At 53.9% G+C, this 15,809-nt stretch carries 21 protein-coding genes and 1 pseudogene; 10 read left to right on the top strand and 12 right to left on the bottom strand.

Features of this window, described 5'->3' with window-relative positions; genetic code table 11:
- Positions 1-5: 5 nt before the first annotated feature.
- From OC605_RS01035 to OC605_RS01010, 6 genes are all read left to right on the top strand, one after another.
- Positions 6-1,055, top strand: a complete 1,050-nt coding sequence (locus OC605_RS01035; RefSeq protein ID WP_262136078.1) for a phage late control D family protein — start codon at positions 6-8, stop codon at positions 1,053-1,055.
- A gap of 49 nt (positions 1,056-1,104) precedes the next feature.
- The gene (locus tag OC605_RS01030) at positions 1,105-1,668 is read left to right on the top strand and encodes a glycoside hydrolase family 19 protein (RefSeq protein WP_123377008.1); all 564 of its coding nucleotides are present in this window, start codon (positions 1,105-1,107) and stop codon (positions 1,666-1,668) included.
- Positions 1,650-2,192 carry a lysis system i-spanin subunit Rz gene (locus tag OC605_RS01025; protein ID WP_262136077.1) on the top strand — a complete coding sequence of 181 codons (543 nt, stop codon included), beginning with the start codon at positions 1,650-1,652 and terminating at the stop codon, positions 2,190-2,192. Before OC605_RS01030 ends, OC605_RS01025 begins: the two co-directional genes overlap by 19 nt.
- 151 nt (positions 2,193-2,343) lie before the next feature.
- A complete protein-coding gene (locus OC605_RS01020) occupies positions 2,344-3,138 on the top strand; it encodes a DNA adenine methylase (protein ID WP_262136076.1) in 795 nt (264 codons plus the stop codon).
- Positions 3,139-3,277: 139 nt separating this feature from the next.
- Complete coding sequence (locus OC605_RS01015) at positions 3,278-3,520, top strand: hypothetical protein (RefSeq protein ID WP_262136075.1); 243 nt, start codon at positions 3,278-3,280, stop codon at positions 3,518-3,520.
- A gap of 105 nt (positions 3,521-3,625) precedes the next feature.
- The gene (locus OC605_RS01010; RefSeq protein WP_262136074.1) at positions 3,626-3,871 is read left to right on the top strand and encodes a hypothetical protein; all 246 of its coding nucleotides are present in this window, start codon (positions 3,626-3,628) and stop codon (positions 3,869-3,871) included.
- Between the two features lie 20 nt (positions 3,872-3,891).
- On the opposite strand, the gene OC605_RS01005 is transcribed toward OC605_RS01010, so the two are convergent.
- The gene (locus OC605_RS01005) at positions 3,892-4,146 is read right to left on the bottom strand and encodes a DUF6555 family protein (RefSeq protein ID WP_262136073.1); all 255 of its coding nucleotides are present in this window, start codon (positions 4,144-4,146) and stop codon (positions 3,892-3,894) included.
- Positions 4,147-4,325: 179 nt separating this feature from the next.
- A complete protein-coding gene (locus OC605_RS01000; RefSeq protein ID WP_262136072.1) occupies positions 4,326-4,577 on the bottom strand; it encodes a hypothetical protein in 252 nt (83 codons plus the stop codon).
- Positions 4,578-5,478: 901 nt separating this feature from the next.
- Between OC605_RS01000 and OC605_RS00995 the strand changes: the two genes are divergently transcribed.
- On the top strand, positions 5,479-5,694 hold the full coding sequence (locus OC605_RS00995) for a hypothetical protein (RefSeq protein WP_410055969.1): 216 nt from the start codon (positions 5,479-5,481) through the stop codon (positions 5,692-5,694).
- A gap of 2 nt (positions 5,695-5,696) precedes the next feature.
- On the opposite strand, the gene OC605_RS00990 is transcribed toward OC605_RS00995, so the two are convergent.
- Positions 5,697-6,377, bottom strand: coding sequence for an SOS response-associated peptidase family protein (locus OC605_RS00990; protein WP_262136272.1), 681 nt, complete (start codon positions 6,375-6,377; stop codon positions 5,697-5,699).
- A 95-nt stretch (positions 6,378-6,472) separates the two neighbouring features.
- On the opposite strand from OC605_RS00990, the gene OC605_RS00985 reads away from it, so the two are divergent.
- Together OC605_RS00985 and umuC are read left to right on the top strand one after the other, a co-directional pair.
- Positions 6,473-6,898, top strand: coding sequence for a LexA family protein (locus OC605_RS00985; protein ID WP_252887584.1), 426 nt, complete (start codon positions 6,473-6,475; stop codon positions 6,896-6,898).
- The gene (umuC, locus tag OC605_RS00980) at positions 6,891-8,174 is read left to right on the top strand and encodes a translesion error-prone DNA polymerase V subunit UmuC (protein WP_262136070.1); all 1,284 of its coding nucleotides are present in this window, start codon (positions 6,891-6,893) and stop codon (positions 8,172-8,174) included. The genes OC605_RS00985 and umuC overlap by 8 nt, the downstream gene beginning before the upstream one ends.
- Positions 8,175-8,207: 33 nt before the next feature.
- On the opposite strand, the gene OC605_RS00975 is transcribed toward umuC, so the two are convergent.
- The 8 genes from OC605_RS00975 to OC605_RS00935 all read right to left on the bottom strand — a co-directional run bounded on the left by OC605_RS00975 (position 8,208) and on the right by OC605_RS00935 (position 14,114).
- Entirely contained in the window at positions 8,208-9,494 is a 1,287-nt protein-coding gene (locus OC605_RS00975; protein ID WP_262136069.1) for a hypothetical protein, read from the bottom strand.
- Positions 9,495-9,569: 75 nt separating this feature from the next.
- On the bottom strand, positions 9,570-9,935 hold the full coding sequence (locus tag OC605_RS00970; protein ID WP_262136068.1) for a hypothetical protein: 366 nt from the start codon (positions 9,933-9,935) through the stop codon (positions 9,570-9,572).
- The gene (locus OC605_RS00965) at positions 9,920-10,702 is read right to left on the bottom strand and encodes a hypothetical protein (RefSeq protein WP_262136271.1); all 783 of its coding nucleotides are present in this window, start codon (positions 10,700-10,702) and stop codon (positions 9,920-9,922) included. Before OC605_RS00965 ends, OC605_RS00970 begins: the two co-directional genes overlap by 16 nt.
- Positions 10,703-10,712: 10 nt before the next feature.
- Positions 10,713-11,258 (bottom strand): PAAR domain-containing protein, encoded by a 546-nt coding sequence (locus OC605_RS00960; protein ID WP_262136067.1) that lies wholly within the window; start codon positions 11,256-11,258, stop codon positions 10,713-10,715.
- A gap of 294 nt (positions 11,259-11,552) precedes the next feature.
- Positions 11,553-11,765 (bottom strand): hypothetical protein, encoded by a 213-nt coding sequence (locus OC605_RS00955; protein WP_262136066.1) that lies wholly within the window; start codon positions 11,763-11,765, stop codon positions 11,553-11,555.
- A gap of 665 nt (positions 11,766-12,430) precedes the next feature.
- Positions 12,431-12,844: a hypothetical protein gene (locus tag OC605_RS00950; protein WP_262136065.1), complete on the bottom strand. Its 414-nt coding sequence runs from the start codon at positions 12,842-12,844 to the stop codon at positions 12,431-12,433.
- A gap of 617 nt (positions 12,845-13,461) precedes the next feature.
- Positions 13,462-13,803 (bottom strand): peptidoglycan recognition family protein, encoded by a 342-nt coding sequence (locus OC605_RS00940; RefSeq protein WP_262136064.1) that lies wholly within the window; start codon positions 13,801-13,803, stop codon positions 13,462-13,464.
- Positions 13,800-14,114 (bottom strand): hypothetical protein, encoded by a 315-nt coding sequence (locus OC605_RS00935; RefSeq protein ID WP_262136063.1) that lies wholly within the window; start codon positions 14,112-14,114, stop codon positions 13,800-13,802. The genes OC605_RS00940 and OC605_RS00935 overlap by 4 nt, the downstream gene beginning before the upstream one ends.
- Positions 14,115-14,554: 440 nt before the next feature.
- On the opposite strand from OC605_RS00935, the pseudogene OC605_RS00930 reads away from it, so the two are divergent.
- A pseudogene (locus OC605_RS00930) lies at positions 14,555-14,918 on the top strand (DUF6124 family protein).
- Positions 14,919-15,011: 93 nt separating this feature from the next.
- On the opposite strand, the gene OC605_RS00925 reads toward OC605_RS00930, so the two are convergent.
- Positions 15,012-15,797 carry a transporter substrate-binding domain-containing protein gene (locus tag OC605_RS00925; protein ID WP_262136062.1) on the bottom strand — a complete coding sequence of 262 codons (786 nt, stop codon included), beginning with the start codon at positions 15,795-15,797 and terminating at the stop codon, positions 15,012-15,014.
- Positions 15,798-15,809: the final 12 nt, after the last annotated feature.

Below are 15,809 nucleotides of genomic sequence, written 5' to 3'. Positions count from 1 at the left end.
AATCCATGACTCCGATGTTTCGAATCGTCGCCGATGGGGCCGTCGTCACGGCCAAGATCAACGATCGGTTGTTGTTGCTGCGTACCTCTGACAAGCCGGGCATGGAGTCCGATGAGTTTGAGTTGCGTATCGACGACCGGGATGGGCAGGTGAAATTGCCACGACGTGGCAGCTCAATCGAGATCTACCTGGGGTATGCGGAAACCTCATTGGCGCGCATGGGGAGTTACACCGTGGACACGGTCGAGGTGTCAGGCCCACCGGATACCATTGTGATCAAAGGTAAGGCCAGCGATATGCGTGGCAGTGGCAAAACCATCCGCAGCGGAAGCTGGGAAGACGTGCCGCTGTCGAAGATCGTGGCTGACGTCGCCGCGCGCAATGGCTGGACGCCGGTGTGCCCGGTGTCGACCAAGGTCGCCCGGGTCGACCAGCTCAACGAGTCCGACTTTAATTTCATCACCCGTCTGGCCAAGCAGTACGACTGCACAGCCAAGGTCGCCGACGGCAAGCTGTTGGTGATGCCGCGCCAAGGCGGCCAGACAGCCAGCGGCAAGGCGTTCGGCGCTATCACCCTGACCCGCAGTGACCTCAGCCGTTGGCAATTCAGTCTCGGTGATCGCAACTCACACAAGGCAGTCGCCACCAAGCATCAGGACAAAAAGAACGGCAAGCTAGCGGTGGTCACCATCGACAATGACGACGCTCCGGACGGCCTGCCGGCAGTGCATACCGACCGCCATATCTACCCGAACAAAACCGCTGCTGAAGCGGCGGCCAAGGCCCGTCTATCAGCGTTCAACCGCTCGACCGCCGACGTGCGGCTTGAGATGCCCGGACGCACGGACATCTTCGCCGAGCGTCCCATCATCGCTCAGGGTTTCAAGGTCGGGCTTGATGGCGAATATCTGGCGGATTCGGTCGAGCAGGTGTTCACCCAGTCCGGCTGGTCGACCACGGTCGAATGCAATGCCGGCAAAGCCGGTAAATCCAAGGGCAAGAAAAAGAAAGGGCCGAAACCACCCCTCAAGGTTGTGAATATCGAGAAGCAGTAGCCGCATCCCATCGCCGCCTGAGTGCGGTTTTTTTACGTCTGGAGTTTGTATGTCCATCACTGAACAACAGCTGCAAAGCATCATGCCCAACGCCCGCCGCCAAGCGGGCGTTTTTGTATCCGCCCTCAACGCAGCCATGGCCCACCGGCAGATCAACACGCCGAAACGCCAAGCCGCGTTTCTCGCGCAAGTCGGTCACGAGTCGGGTCAGCTGCAGTACGTCCGAGAACTGGGCGGCGACCAGTACCTGAGCAAATACGACACCGGCAACCTGGCTGCAAAACTGGGCAATACGCCGGCGGCGGATGGTGATGGCCAGCGCTATCGCGGTCGCGGCCTGATCCAGGTCACCGGCCACGACAATTACCTGCGCTGCAGCTTGGCGCTGTTCGGCGACGAGCGATTGCTACGCACGCCTGAACTGCTGGAGCTGCCGCAATGGGCCGCTGAATCGGCTGCGTGGTTCTGGTCCGTGAATGGGCTAAACGCGCTGGCCGATCAAAACGAATTCAACACGATCACCCGGAGGATCAACGGCGGCCTCAATGGCCTGCAGGATCGGCTGGAGTTGTGGGGGCGGGCGAGGGCGGTGCTATGCGTCTCGGCGAACTGATCCCGGCGCCGTATCGGCTGCTGGCAAAAGGCGTGCTGCTGGTCGTCTTGGTCGGTGGTTCCACGTCCATTACCTGGCAAGTACAGGATTGGCGCTACGGCAAACAGCTCGCGGAGCAGGCCCGACTCCACACCGAAACGCTTAACCAGTTGGCCCTGGCCACGGTTGCGCAGCAGCGTGCCGAACAGAACAAACGACTTGCGCTCGAGCAGCGCCTGGCCAACAGCGAACAGACCCATTACCGAGCTTTGAGCGATGTCCAACGTGATCAAGGTCGCCTGCGCGACCGTCTTGCCACTGCTGATCTGCGCTTGTCAGTCCTACTCGACGCCACCACCGGCGCCGTCAACGGATCATTGTCAGCCACCACCGCCCCCGGCGGCGTGGTTCATGGCCCCACAAGAGCCGAACTTGACCCAGCGCATGCTCAACGAATTATCGGCGTCACCGATGACGGCGACCGGGGGCTGATTGCCCTCGCGGCCTGTCAGGCATACGCCAGAGAAGTCTCAGCACCCAAGTGAAAAAAGAGCGGCCGGTCCGGATGCGTCAACATCCAGATCGACCGCCGTCCCTGCAGATGGTCCCTGCAAGTCCAGCCAAGGCTCTTGCTCCGTGCACAAAGCGCGGCGAGCCTAGCACCTGTTTATCCATACAGTAAAGGTCTTGCTTTTTATGTCTACACCCATCATCCCTTGGATGGGCGGCAAACGCCGCCTGGCCGACCGCCTCATTCCGCTTTTTCCGCCACACGAATGCTACGTTGAAGTCTTTGCCGGCGGTGCCGCGCTCTACTTCATGAAGCCCCAGCCATCGCCGGTCGAAGTCCTCAACGACATCAACGGCGACCTGGTCACGCTTTACCGAGTCGTGCAGAACCACCTCGAAGAATTTGTGCGCCAATTCAAATGGGCGCTCAGTTCGCGACAGGTGTTCGAATGGCAGAAAATGACCCGCCCCGAAACCCTCACCGACATCCAGCGCGCCGCCCGATTCTTCTACCTGCAGCACCATGCCTTTGCGGGCAAGGTCTCGGGGCAGACGTTCGGCACGGCGACGACTGCCCCGGCCATCAACCTGCTGCGGATCGAGGAAAACCTCTCGGCCGCTTGGCAGCGCCTGTCCGGCACCTACGTTGAAAATCTCCCCTGGCTTGAATGCGCTGAACGTTACGACCGACCGCACACCTTCCACTACATGGATCCGCCTTACTGGCAGACCGCTGGTTATGGCGTGGACTTTCCGTTCGAAAACTACGAGCGGATGGCCGACTTCATGCGGCGTTGCAAAGGCAAGGTGATGGTCAGCATCAACGATCACCCGGACATCCGTCGCGTGTTCGAAGGCTTCCAATTCGAAACCTTAGACATCCGCTACACCACAACCAATCAGCGGCAAGGCAAAGCCGAGGTGAGCGGTGAGCTGGTGATCATGAACTGGGCGCCAGAATCGTTGGGCGGCTTGTTTTGAGGAATCTCGGGCTTACTTACTCCGTCCGGAGCGGGGCCGGGTGGCACACTCCGCTCCAATAGCGAAGCGCCACGATAGTGCTCCTGGCTCAATTGCGTTAAAACTCGAAGGCATTGATCAGTGGCAAAGGGTTCGACAGATGTCCCATGGCTTAGACGTTCCCATCACGCATGAATATCGCGGCCATAAGCTGATCGTAAAATTTGATTGGAACAGGCCCAACGATCCATCGCCGACAGCGGCGCATGTACTGGCAGAGAGCGCGGTGCACGGGCTCGCCAATACGGTCGCCGAATTGCCAGGCCCGTGGCCGGATTATCCCAGTGCACTGGCTGAGGCGATGGCGGCCGCTGAACGTTGGATTGATAGTCAACTACCCTGACAGCCGATCGTCTGTTTGAACAACTATTTCCTTTGGGTGCTGTCATAATGATGTCATGTGGCAGCAGGGATGTGCGCGTTTCTCCATTTCATACAGTGTGACTCCATGCTCTCCACCGATGATTTTCGATTCAATGCCCATCACTTGTTGCTCGACCTCGATGCAACCACCAGTCATCTCATGATGCTAGTCGTATCGCACGAAGTCAGTGGCAGTCGATGGGAAGAAGCGTTAGCTCGACAGCAGCGAGCCTATGCCTCCTGGGTCTCCATCCTCCCAGGCATTCACGTCGACCCGATGCCTGTGCTCGATCGCCGAGCGGCAGACACGAACAATCCTACTGCCGAGTAAGAGTGTTCGATATTGAGTATTTACGTGTGGTCCTCTTCCCAGACGATCGCGACGGATTCCCGCCATTTCACGTCGGTCACGCCGAACCGTTCGGCCATCGGCTTAGAAAAGCGTTTCAACGGTGGCCGGCCAGGCTTGGGAATAGGGACAAGGCCTGCGTCACAGCTCGCCCACTGCCATGCTTCTACGTTGTTCATCAGAGTTGCTCTGATAGTGAAACGCTTCGGTTCGCCATGGAGCTTGTAATCAATTATGTAAAAATCCGCTTGCGTCATGAGACCTCCTATTGCACATGAACAAGTGAGGTCCTTGCTGCTCAAAGATTCAAAGAGATTGTCAGACGAACAATAACGCCACGTTGAGGCTACCAAGGGGATCAATCGTGTGGCCTATGACCAAAGTCCTATTCTCCAGTGCTACCAGTGAATTTCGCAGACCTTTGCAGACCCCGAAATTATTCATGGTAGTCAGCGCCCGCCACAGCAAGCAAAAAGGCTTGATCAGCCTCGATTCGTAAATCTCTCCACTCTTGCCAATTGATCATGCCGAGCCTGTCCATTTCATCCGCCAGGCGCAGCAGTTCGTCGTGATAGGCGTCCGGGCAGTTTTTTCGAAGCGCGCAGTTGTCCAGCGCTTGATGCCAACCATCATAGGCACGCAGTTTGGCTTCCTGGTCCACGGAGAACATATTTTTGCAGATATTCATGGCGATAGCTTATCGAGGTGGTTTGAGAGTGGAGCTCAGCGATGCCACGACAGTTCATTGGCATTGACGAAAGGCCTCGAGGAAGAGGTCGAAAGCCTTGTGATTAAACGGTTCAGGTTTTTGGAGAACGCCGTTGGTCTAGATATGATCGCCAACCGAAATTTTATTGAAACTCCCAGACAATATTGCCCATCCTAATATTAGCCTGTCACATTTTGCAGGCTACTCATGAAACTCCTTTAAAGCCCATACACCGTGTGGGCTCTTTTTCTGGATGTTGAAAGTTTATGCGGTCGCGTGCACTCCGGAGAGACCATGGCTATCAGCGCGCCCGAGCAAAGTCTAAATCCGAATGCTGCCATCCGTACATTCGAAAGGGATATTACTTAGGCTTGCCTGATGAGGTTTACGTTTGTATGAGTTGCGGGGAACAACGTTTAAAAGGTCAGTGGGAGAATTTCGAGTCGCGGCGCAGACCGCCCTCTGGCTTGCTAAATTAACGATAAGTCCGTTCTTCACGAGTTTGCTACCCGCCAGTCGCAGTTTTGGGCCAATAACCGCGAGCGTCACCGGCGTAGATCATGCAGCCGTACGCGCCCGACTTGACCACACATGCTTAGAGAATTATCCCAATCTCCGACACCGGCGACTGAGGACTGATCGCAGTGCAGGCATTCCAAGACTTATGTACAAAACCTGCAGAAATGATGGCTCTGAGCCACGCTTGTCGGGCTGCAGGTCTTTAACCATCATTCTCATTTTACAACTGGCATGATCGACATGGATAAGCGGTTCGTTGGGCTATCGTTTCTGATGACCCTCGCGTGGGTCTCCGTCGTTTTGTCGGTGATGTATTGGATATCAGACTGAGTGAGGGCGCGCGACGTTGGAAGGCGTAGTGATGGGCGACAAAATGCAGCGAGAGGCCGATCGTCTGCTGGCGCAGATCGTCCGGACGGATTCGATGATCACAGCGGTGAAGGCGGGAGCACGGGCGGAGGGCTTCGTGCTTGGGCTTGAAACCGCCGGCGCGTTGCGCTCCGGCGATGCTGAAAGGCTGTACATCATTTTCGAAGCTGCTCTGGTGGAGCACCTGAAAACCTTGTCGCAACAATAAAATCATTTGGCCGGCTTGATCAGGTCGGGGCCTTGATTGCGAACATTGCCCACGACGCGATCGACCTTGAACCATTCGAAAGCCTCGGAAGGCTCGCCCTCATGCAGCACCATTTGTTCGGCGCGCTCTTTGGGTGTGGTTCGGTCGAGCCATTCGCGGGCAAGCTCTGGCGGAAGTACGACCGGTCGCCGATCGTGGACATCAATCATGCCGCCGGGGCTGTCGGCGGTGATGATCACAAAGCCGTTGTGCTCGCTGGGCTCATGCTCCTCATTCGGATACTGGCCGATCGCGGCGCACAGGATCGGGGATTTGTCGCGATGCCTGATCAGGTAGGGCTGCTTCTTCGGCCCAGCTTCATCGACCCATTCGAACCAGCTGTTGATGGCGATGATTGCCCGGTGCGGCCAGATCGCGCGGAAGAACGGGCCGTGGGCGACTTTTTCCACGCGTGCATTGATTGGCGCAGCGCGGTCTTTCGCCCAATGCGGGCGCCATCCCCAGCGAACCATGTCTGCGTGCAGAAACTCGCCCTCCTGGTGGAAGAGGGCGAGCTGAGCAGTCGGCGCGGCGTTGTACCGCTCAAAGGGCTGCTCGCCGGTCGAGTTGATGAGCGCGTTCGGCATGCTGAGCGCTGCCACGAATTCGTGAATGCCGCTGTACTGGGAAAGTCGTCCGCAAATTGCCCGCCCGCCTATCTGATATTTCCTACAAAAATTGACCGCAAGCCGTTCGGAAAGTTAACTGTATATTCGTACAGTTCTGGACGTCGTGCGTCATGAGTTACTCAATTCTAGGTCCCATCAGTCAGGGCGGCTTGAAGGTGCCGCTGTGTCTCTTCCGAGTCCCGGCCGGCTTTCCTTCGCCGGCAGCGGATCACATCGAAGCGCAGATATCGTTGGATGAGGTGATGAACATTCGTGCGCCGCATGTCTATTTGGTGTCGCTCACCGGTGAAAGCATGCAGGGTGCCGGGATCTACGAAGGGGACCTGGCCATTGTCGATCGATCAATCGAGCCAGCTCACGGCCACATCGTCATTGCGTTGTTGAATAACGAACCAGTGTGCAAGCGTCTGTGCCTTCGCGGTAGCGACGTAATACTGATGTCGGAAAACCCCAAGTATCCGCCACGGTATGTCCTTGAGGGTGATGAGCTGGCAATTTGGGGTGTGATCACCAGCAGCGTGCGCAGTCATGTCTAAGACGCTGCCGGTATTCGGCCTGATCGATTGCAACAGCTTCTACGCCAGTTGCGAACGCGTGTTTCGTCCTGACCTGGCGAAGGTGCCTATCGTGGTGCTGTCGAACAACGACGGCTGCGTCATCGCGCGGAGCTACGATGCCAAGCCCTACGTGAAAATGGGCGAGCCGTACTTCCAGATCAAGCACAAGCTCAAGCAGCATGGCATCGTCCCGTTCTCCTCGAACTATGCGCTATACGGCGACATGAGTGAGCGTGTCATGACGCTGATCGAATCGATGGTGCCGGCGGTTGAGGTCTACAGCATCGACGAAGCCTTCGTCGACCTTACCGGCATTAATGGCCTAGACGCCCTCGGCCGCAAGATCCGCAGCCAGGTGCTGCGCTGCACGGGCATCCCAGTCGGTGTCGGCATCGCTCACACCAAAACTTTAGCCAAGCTGGCCAACCACACTGCCAAGCGCCTGCAGGCGCAAACCGGTGGCGTCGTGAACATCTGCGATCCCATCAAGCGCGACTGGGTGCTTCGCAACACGGATGTAGCAGAGGTGTGGGGAGTAGGCCGGCGCATGAAATTGCATTTGGCTGGCATGGGGATCAAAACCGCCATGGATCTGGCCAAGGCCGATCCGTGGACGTTGAGAAAAAACTTTAGCGTGGTGATAGAGAAAACCGCCCGGGAGCTGGCCGGCACGCCGTGCCTGGAGCTGGACGAGCCGGATCCGCCAAAGCAGGAGATTTGCTGTAGCCGGATGTTCGGGAAGCGGCTTACGGAGCTGGCACCGATCAAGGAAGCTGTGGCCACCTACATGATGCGTGCTTCGGAAAAGCTCAGGGCGCAGAAGTCGTTGTGCAAGAAGATTCGCGTCAGCATCCGCACCGGCATGTTCAACCCCGATGAGGCTAAATACGCAAACGGTGTCGTGATCGATGTACCTTTTCCAACGGATGATGTTCGGCTGCTAACGACGGCGGCCGTCGATGCACTTGATCGCGTGTTCCGTCCTGGTTTCAGTTATAGCAAGGCGGAAGTCATGCTTCTGAATTTATGCCAGCAAGGCGAATACACGGATGATCTCTTCACCACTTCTCAGCCAATAGAGGCGAAAAGGGTGATGGGCGTATTGGATGAAATCAATGGCCGTTGGGGGCGAGGCACGCTAAGACCTGCTAGCGTCCCGGCTAATCCAGATTGGAAAATGCGTCGAGAAATGATGAGCCAAAGTTTTACTACCCGATTAGATCAGCTATGGTGCGTACCATGTGAGTTTGATTGAAGAAGTCATGTTCATATAGTAGCAGTTGTTTATCTACAAATTTTTTACTTCCAGTCCGAAGTCAGCCAAGCGTTCCTTTACAAACTCTAAACCAGTGGATTTTTCGGATGCAAACGTTTTAAAAATGTTAACTAATTCATTGCTTGATCTGACTTGATCGTTGTGTTTGGCTATTTTTATAATCAAGTCTAGCTGTGCTCGCGGTTCCGAAATCTCAGTAATCTGTCCTCTTATGAGGCGACCAATATCATTTGCGTCAGCAAAATTTGCAGCTTGCTTGTAGAAATGCAGAGCCCGTTCAAAAAAAACGGTTGGAACAAAGAACATCCATTGAATGGATTTTATCTCTTCGAAGGTCGTTTTATTTACTCGTTCTATAGCTGCTGCGTGAAGCTTATGTTCTTTGGGTAAGTCTAATAGACCGTCAAAATCTTCTAGCATGAATGATGGCGAATTTTGAACGAAGGTGCTAATGCGTAACTGCTGAACTGCCGGCAGACAGTCCCACAGCCCAAGTTCACGTTGCCACACCATGCACAATACGGTTCGTGCAAGGCTTTTTTCATCGACAATATATTCAACTAATTTTTGAAAGATTTTACCGAACTCTGCCTGCCACATTGCGGGATGCATTTTTTTCATAGCGGTAAGCGAGCTGATAGCGCGACTTCGCCTCACAGGAGGGGCATCTACGCTCAGAATCGTCTTGGTCATAACTTGGATGAAATTTCGGAAAAGAGATTCTTTGGGGCGGCCTAAAGGTCCCGCACTGAGAAATGCGTATATGTCGTTGGCTTTCGCCGGGAAATATCTTGAGTCAAGGTCCTGCATTATCCGGTCTAATGCGGCCTTCCCCTGCGCGACAGGCTGAGAAAGAATTGATCTTACAGAATTTGAAATGTGTAATCTTGCCAGTTCAGCTGAGGCTTCGAATACTTGCGCGTCGGTAACCTTAGATGGGTGTGCGCATCGGTTTCTATCTTCCACAAGCCTAACCAAATCTTGATATTCTAGATGAGATATAAACTCAAATTTATTTAGCGCCATGTCTGGTAATTCTTTCTCAAACGAGAGTGCACCAGAGATGTCGTTGCTGCTTTGTATTTTTTCGAATCTTGTCATTTGCTCTTGGGCTGATTTATCACCAGTTGCCGCCAATTCCTTTATTTTGTCTACAAGGTCGAAGGCGACGGCAATCCAACATGAAACTACAGAGGCTCTGTAGGCACCTGCCTTGTAACATTGTACCGATTCATATATATATGCTCTAGATCTGGGGTCGGAGCATGTCAGGATAAGTTCATCTAAATCAGCTAGCATGGTTAACTCCAGAGCTTTAGGATATATATAAAAGTTAGTTCGCGCCAGTTCATGTTGTTCTTAAAGACGGATGGGCTACTGAGATTCAGAAAATTTCGCAAGCTCCTTCCAGATGTAACCATAGCTGTAGCGTAGCCATGCAACCTTTAACACGTGTAAATGGCGTCGTAGCCAGCTGGTTTCTCGTGCTTGTAGTTCTTTGGCTATTTCGTTTAATAACCATTCATCCTGGAAACCACTCCAAACAGGCGGGACGGGCGTTTCAAGGTTGCTGAAACATACAGGGGCAACCTCAGAGTACAGAATGTGCTCAACAACCTCCGGATCAAAACCTCGGATTCGCTCTGCAATTGAGCCATAGTCAACAGCGCTGTCTACAAAGGCTTCTGCCAGCGCGATCTGGATACGTGCTCGTTCTGCATCAGTCAGAATATGTCCCAATGGGCCAGCTCCTCTAACTCTGCGTCGAACGTATCGGCGGCAACTCCGCCGGCAATGCCACCGGCGATGCTTCCAATGAGAACAACTGCTATGGCGCAGGCCGGAGCTCCTGGCCCACAAATAGCGGAGACCCCCAAACCTGCCAGAAAACCACCCGCCGCACCTCCACCCAGAATCGTGGCTTGACGAGCCGTTTCCTTGGCCTTGTCGTCTGCATCCAATATCTGATAAGTGGCCAATACCGCTGTCAGGACAATTCCAACCTTGCCCATGACGGACATGATTTTAGTTCCAGCAGTGAACTTCGCATTAGCGCTGCCCGATCGTTCCAAAGCTCTGTACAGGACCTCTTTCTGTTGAGCCTTGGAAAGCTGGTCGTAGTTTTTTTTGAACTGAGCCTGGGACTTCTCATTCAGGATTTCGTTGTATGTTCGACCATTTTTTTTCTTCTTTTCCGCGATGGCCAGACCTTGTGCAGAGGTCATCTTGCGGTGTTCGAACATGATTTTGTTGCGCATCTCGTTGCTGAACTTGGTCGCATCTTCAACGCTGATATTGCCAGCTTTCACGTCGGCGAATATTTGTTGAGACATTCGTCGAATATTGCGCTCGTAGTTTGCGCGGACGCGTTCATCCTTAATCGCATCAGTTGCGAAACGACTGGCCGCCCCTTCCATGCCAGCTACGGCCATCTCAAGAGGGGAGCGTTCGAGGGTATGTTCACTTTTGACAATATAACTTCCAGTTACCAGGTTTGGTTCCGTCACAAGAATATCCTTATCCCAAGATGTCATTCAGCAGTCCGTCAATACCTGCGGTCGTGCAGGTATTTTCATGATGGGCGAATGCCAAGGTGTGGCACGTTTTTCCGGTGGGGTTGGAGAATTTGACCGAATTGTTTGCATCAAATACGCCAGGCATGGAAGAGCCGTCGTCAAAGTGTGCCGTACAGGTGAGCCCTTCGTAGCTTTCTTCCGCGGGTATTTTAAAACCGATCCAGTTCCCACGGATGGCCATGGGTGTAGGCGGAATGAAGGGGGCTGGTGTATGGGAACTTCCAATTATGACCGTACCCGAGCCTCCGATCACGACGTCTCCGTGGCTACCGACAGTGCCGACTAGCGCAGCATTCTGGCCGTTAATAAACACTGTGGAGGATACTGCCGAGGCTAACGCACTTCCGCAGGTACACTTGTCATCTTTGCGAGCGGCTGCAAGGCCGTCGAAATACACATCAGGAGATCCGGACGCAATAGCTTTCGGTCCGTGCCCTGCGATGGGGCAACTCGTTGGGTCGGTGATACGCGCTGCTGGCTTTGCCATGATTGACTCCCTGTCAGTGAATGTACTCAGATGACTGTATCAGACTTGTTTCTAAGCTTGGCTCGCTAAGATGAGGGCAAGGTTGGGTTCAAGGTAGGGCGTGTGAAGATGAGCAAGGGCGAGACGTTCTAATAAAGGCCTGGGGCAAAAATGGGGCAAACCTGACGCCAAACAATGCCATTCAGTGCCAGATTAGCAATATTTACGATAGGTGAAGAAAGCCCTATAAGCCTTTACTCATGAGCTATAGGGCTTTTTCGCGTTGCTACTCCAGCACAATCGGAGTGTGGTCTTTCAGAGGTTTTTGCTCCGGAGCTTTGCCAGGCCCTGTTTAATGTGTCCAGCGTTCTCTCCAATCGCCCACAAGGCCCCGCGAACGTTGTCTCCGACTCCGGTGAAACCTTGCTGTTCAACATGAAGCGTCAGCTCCATCAGGGCTGCTTCCAGACCGAGCTGATTCTGGTAGATCCTTTCCAGCACATCCGATAACGAATACTCGTCAGCCATAGCATCGACTCCTTTCGAAAAAGGAAAGCATAGTACCGGTAGTGCCCTTTGTGGGCGGTAGTTGCTGGATGCTTAGAAATTGCTACAAAGCATTGTGTCTTTGCGGGCATGGCCAGGCTGGCCGGGGTGCAGACGAGGGACTACGCCCAATCCATCATGGGGGCGACACTAAACCGCCGAGACAGCGTAGGCCTTGATTTTACTGGGCTAAAGCTCTGATTCTGTACCATTTTACTCAACGTGTTCTTCGACGTGCTTTTGGGCGTTTTCAAGGGTGTTCAGCATCCGATTGGTACGATGTACCCATTCGAAGCCAATGCGTACCACTTTCGTTTGTGGCAGTTGTCGGGACTCGAAAACTGGCGGATGTGAGCTGTGCGCTACACCGCGCAGCACCACATCCGGCGGAATGGAGTGCAAGTCTACCAAGAGAGCGAGATTTGCGCCCCGGAAACGAACTACACGAGCGCGAATCAGAGCTGGATGAGCGGGCGATCAAGCGGGCGATAACGCAGGATTCGAGTGCATCAATGGCTGCACTTACGTTCAGTCCTGGTTGCGCTGGAAAGACTGAATGGCATTCTCGGAGTAGATTGGGGCGCTGCCGCCCCATCTATGACGATCGATGTGGCCTACTTGCTGTTCCATGGGAGCTCACGGCTAACTCATGGTCGGAAAGGGTCAGGTTCGCCAGTGCATTGTTTCAATCGAGCAATAACGTCCGGGCCGGTTTTAGCAATATCGATCCTGCCTGTTGCATCCAAATAGATGTCAATGGTTCGGCCCCATTTGGGGCTGATGTCCACGCACCTCTGAAAACCTTTATCAGTCCACCAATCAAACATCATGAAAAAGTCGTCATCAGGGAATAGGTAGCCGAACTCAACGGCTGAGCCACCATGCTTGATATCGCCTCTATGAATCCTCTCCTGAGTATTCCAAACGTAGTGAAATTCTTCCTCACTGTTCGGGGAAAAATTCACCGCTACAACCGGGGAGCAGAGGTACCAGAAAAAAAGGACGATGAGCGGCAGAAGGATCCACCGTACATACCGGCGTCCGACTTTATTTGCATCCATGTGGCTTGATACCTTTTTCCATCTCTGAGCTGTATTGTCAGTACCAATTCCATGATCATTTTAATGTTAACCCCGGCGGGGGGATGGATCAGTAAAAAGCTGGGCAGGTGCATGGAGTATTCGTTCAGAAGCTCGTTCCGCCTATGATGTATATGCTGAGATGAAGGTGGGAACTATCTCTTCTTGCATAGTTCAAGCTCCTCTTGGTTATGCAGGTCAGTAGTCACCCCGAGCCGATATTTGCAGTACTGAATTACCAACTGTCGTTCCGTACCGCTTAACTCACCTACAGTTTTGTCATCTGATTCGTACGCGAAAATATTTTCAAATTTCATTTGAAATGTCGGGCTTTTCTTGATGAAGAACATTTTTCTGGATAAGCGTCCTCCATCTTTTCATAGAAGCCGACGTAAAGGATAACGACACAGATAATTGTGCTGATGATAAGAAGCGATTTCATGATGAGGGCGGTCGCAAGAGTTTGGTTTTAATTCGAAGATTTTTTACCAGTTCCATGCCAATATTGCCTGGACAAATCTTCCCTTCGCCGGCCTGCATGGGGAATTCACGATGTCCTCCTAACGTCGTTACCCTGAAAACACTGGTCAGGGCCTGAATCAACTCAGAAGGGTGTCAATCTGAATGGCAGAAATTTTCTGATCCATATTGCCATTGAAGGTTTCAAGAGCCTGACGGGCAAGAGCCACCATGTCTCCACCTTCTTCGGCCGTCGCCAGGTTCTCCAGCAAAACGATCCCAATTACACCAGTGTTGTAGTTATGTACGCTTGAGCCTTTGAATCGTATGTCACGTCCTTCAAAGACTTTCCCCGTGCAGTCGATACCATAGTGATAGCCGATGTCATCAAACTTGGCTTGATGCTCACTTTGGATTGCCCGCATTTGTCCTGCCCCAGCACCGCAACCCATACTCCGGCCGGCATGGTGAAGGGCGATCATTGAATAGTCCCAATCATCGACCATTTCGCCTTTTGCTTTATGTGCTCCCCAAGAGGATCTTTCCACAAATTCGCATTGTTTTTGTGGAGAAGCCTGATAATCGCTTCCCTTGTTGCAGCTCTATCGTTGACCGTGATAATCGTGGGGACAGTCGGCGCGCCTGGTTTGATTTCCGCTGCTTTTGCTTCAGTAGTAAACTGTTCGGCCATAGTGTTCAATCCGTGAGTTCGCTGAGCGTCCGAGTTGGTGAGGTGAAGCCGATGGTAATTGAAATTGGTGGAATCGGTAATACGAGCTGCTGGCTTTGCCATGTTTGACTTCCTGTCTACGATTTTGCCAAGTGGAACTGTATCAGTTTCGATTTGAACTTTGGCCCGGGATTTTTAAACGGTTGCGCAGGCGCTTGTTTAAATCTGACTAGTGAAAGTCATCCGAAGCCTACGTTGTCTTGCGCCTCCCCCTACACCTAAGACAGAATCCGCCGGCTTGTGCGTCTAGCCTGCGGGTTTTATCGTCCCTGGGTCACTGAAATCAGTGGTCGGGTTTGGTAGCCCGCTTCGTGTCTAGATGCATTGCGTCACCTGATTCAGGCCGCTTCTCAGCGCTCGATATCATGGTGGTCATGCGTGGGGTCCATTCGTGGGCGCCGGGTTCTAGTGCGACCGGTCTACCAACCTGCGTATGGCCGCCACCCTTCGTTTGGTAGCGAGGGTGATGGCTTCTTTTGGTAATCGCGCTAGAGGTTTCATCCATGTTTAAAGTCACACCCAACCCGCCGGACACCAATCCCGCATCCCCCCTACAAATCCCCAGATTCAAAAAAACTCCACGACGCCGCCGAGCGTGCGCTGGATTACTACCTGCCTCCCGCCAGTCACATCAAAGCCTCCACCAACCAGCCCGAGCGCATGTTCCTCACCAACCCGGCTTACGACAGTGAGTCCCTGTTGGCCAATGCCAGTGAATCACTGGGTTCGGCCAGCATCATGCTCAACGACTTCGCCGCGTTACTGGAAAACTCGCAGCGCAAGACGTTATTGGGCATCGCCCAGGTAGTGATGCTGGGAGAGATCGCAGTGAATCAGGCGTTGGACAAAGTTGAAGTGAAGGCTTGAAGCGAACCTCGCGGTGACGGAGCGGTTAACCGTCACCGCGAGGCTAAATGGCTAGCTGAACAGTCGCCGTCACCGCTGCACGACGATTAACCGTTACTGCCCCGGCACCGCAATCCACTCACTCAACGTCTGCTGATACTTGCCAGTGACCTTGCTCAAATGCAGCCACTGATCGACATACAGTTTCCAGCTGATGTCGTCGCGCGGCAGCAGGTAGGCCTTCTCGCCGTATTGCATGTATTGATGCGGATTCACCGCGCACAAACCGGGTTTGAGTTTCTGCTGATACAGCGCTTCCGAGGCGTCGGTGATCATCACGTCGGCTTTGTTGTCGAGCAGTTGCTGGAAGATCGTCACGTTGTCGTGCAGGGCCAGCTGTGCCTTGGGCAGGAAGGCGTGGACGAAGGCTTCGTTGGTGCCGCCGGCAGGTTCCACCAGGCGCACGTTGGGCTGGTTGATCTGGTCGATGGTCTGGTATTTGGACTGGTCGGCGCAGCGCACCAGCGGGATCTTGCCGTCGGTGTCGAGGGTGTTGCTGAAGTAGGCTTTTTTCTGCCGTTCGAGGGTGACCGAGATGCCGCCCATGCCGATGTCGCATTTGCCGGCCTGCATGTCGGGCATCAGGGTTTTCCAGGTGGTCTGCACCCATTGCACCTTGACGCCGAGGCTGTCGGCCAGGGAGCGGGCCATGCTGATGTCGATGCCTTCGAAGTCGCCATCGCTGCGCTTGAAGGTGTAGGGCTTGTAGTCGCCGGTGGTGCAGACACGCAACTGGCCTTGTTGCTGGATGCTGTCGAGGTGCGAAGTGCTTGGCTCGGCGTGGGCGACGGCGGCCACGGTCAGCAGGCCGCAGAGGATCATCGTTTTTGGCATTGTCATTGTGATCGGGTT

This window comes from Pseudomonas sp. Marseille-Q5117 (assembly GCF_946901175.1).
Classification (GTDB): Bacteria; Pseudomonadota; Gammaproteobacteria; order Pseudomonadales; family Pseudomonadaceae; genus Aquipseudomonas; species Aquipseudomonas iranensis.
Note: the sequence above shows the minus strand (reverse complement) of the source record. Positions and strands in the feature narration are given on the sequence as shown.

What these genes read in the sequence shown, in the direction of transcription:
- OC605_RS01035 (WP_262136078.1), top strand. Translation starts at nt 6, where the DNA reads ATGACTCCGATGTTTCGAATCGTCGCCGATGGGGCCGTCGTCACGGCC.
- OC605_RS01030 (WP_123377008.1), top strand. Translation starts at nt 1,105, where the DNA reads ATGTCCATCACTGAACAACAGCTGCAAAGCATCATGCCCAACGCCCGC.
- OC605_RS01025 (WP_262136077.1), top strand. Translation starts at nt 1,650, where the DNA reads ATGCGTCTCGGCGAACTGATCCCGGCGCCGTATCGGCTGCTGGCAAAA.
- OC605_RS01020 (WP_262136076.1), top strand. Translation starts at nt 2,344, where the DNA reads ATGTCTACACCCATCATCCCTTGGATGGGCGGCAAACGCCGCCTGGCC.
- OC605_RS01015 (WP_262136075.1), top strand. Translation starts at nt 3,278, where the DNA reads ATGTCCCATGGCTTAGACGTTCCCATCACGCATGAATATCGCGGCCAT.
- OC605_RS01010 (WP_262136074.1), top strand. Translation starts at nt 3,626, where the DNA reads ATGCTCTCCACCGATGATTTTCGATTCAATGCCCATCACTTGTTGCTC.
- OC605_RS01005 (WP_262136073.1), bottom strand. Translation starts at nt 4,146, where the DNA reads ATGACGCAAGCGGATTTTTACATAATTGATTACAAGCTCCATGGCGAA.
- OC605_RS01000 (WP_262136072.1), bottom strand. Translation starts at nt 4,577, where the DNA reads ATGAATATCTGCAAAAATATGTTCTCCGTGGACCAGGAAGCCAAACTG.
- OC605_RS00995 (WP_410055969.1), top strand. Translation starts at nt 5,479, where the DNA reads ATGGGCGACAAAATGCAGCGAGAGGCCGATCGTCTGCTGGCGCAGATC.
- OC605_RS00985 (WP_252887584.1), top strand. Translation starts at nt 6,473, where the DNA reads ATGAGTTACTCAATTCTAGGTCCCATCAGTCAGGGCGGCTTGAAGGTG.
- umuC (WP_262136070.1), top strand. Translation starts at nt 6,891, where the DNA reads ATGTCTAAGACGCTGCCGGTATTCGGCCTGATCGATTGCAACAGCTTC.
- OC605_RS00975 (WP_262136069.1), bottom strand. Translation starts at nt 9,494, where the DNA reads ATGCTAGCTGATTTAGATGAACTTATCCTGACATGCTCCGACCCCAGA.
- OC605_RS00960 (WP_262136067.1), bottom strand. Translation starts at nt 11,258, where the DNA reads ATGGCAAAGCCAGCAGCGCGTATCACCGACCCAACGAGTTGCCCCATC.
- OC605_RS00955 (WP_262136066.1), bottom strand. Translation starts at nt 11,765, where the DNA reads ATGGCTGACGAGTATTCGTTATCGGATGTGCTGGAAAGGATCTACCAG.
- OC605_RS00950 (WP_262136065.1), bottom strand. Translation starts at nt 12,844, where the DNA reads ATGGATGCAAATAAAGTCGGACGCCGGTATGTACGGTGGATCCTTCTG.
- OC605_RS00940 (WP_262136064.1), bottom strand. Translation starts at nt 13,803, where the DNA reads ATGATCGCCCTTCACCATGCCGGCCGGAGTATGGGTTGCGGTGCTGGG.
- OC605_RS00935 (WP_262136063.1), bottom strand. Translation starts at nt 14,114, where the DNA reads ATGGCAAAGCCAGCAGCTCGTATTACCGATTCCACCAATTTCAATTAC.
- OC605_RS00925 (WP_262136062.1), bottom strand. Translation starts at nt 15,797, where the DNA reads ATGACAATGCCAAAAACGATGATCCTCTGCGGCCTGCTGACCGTGGCC.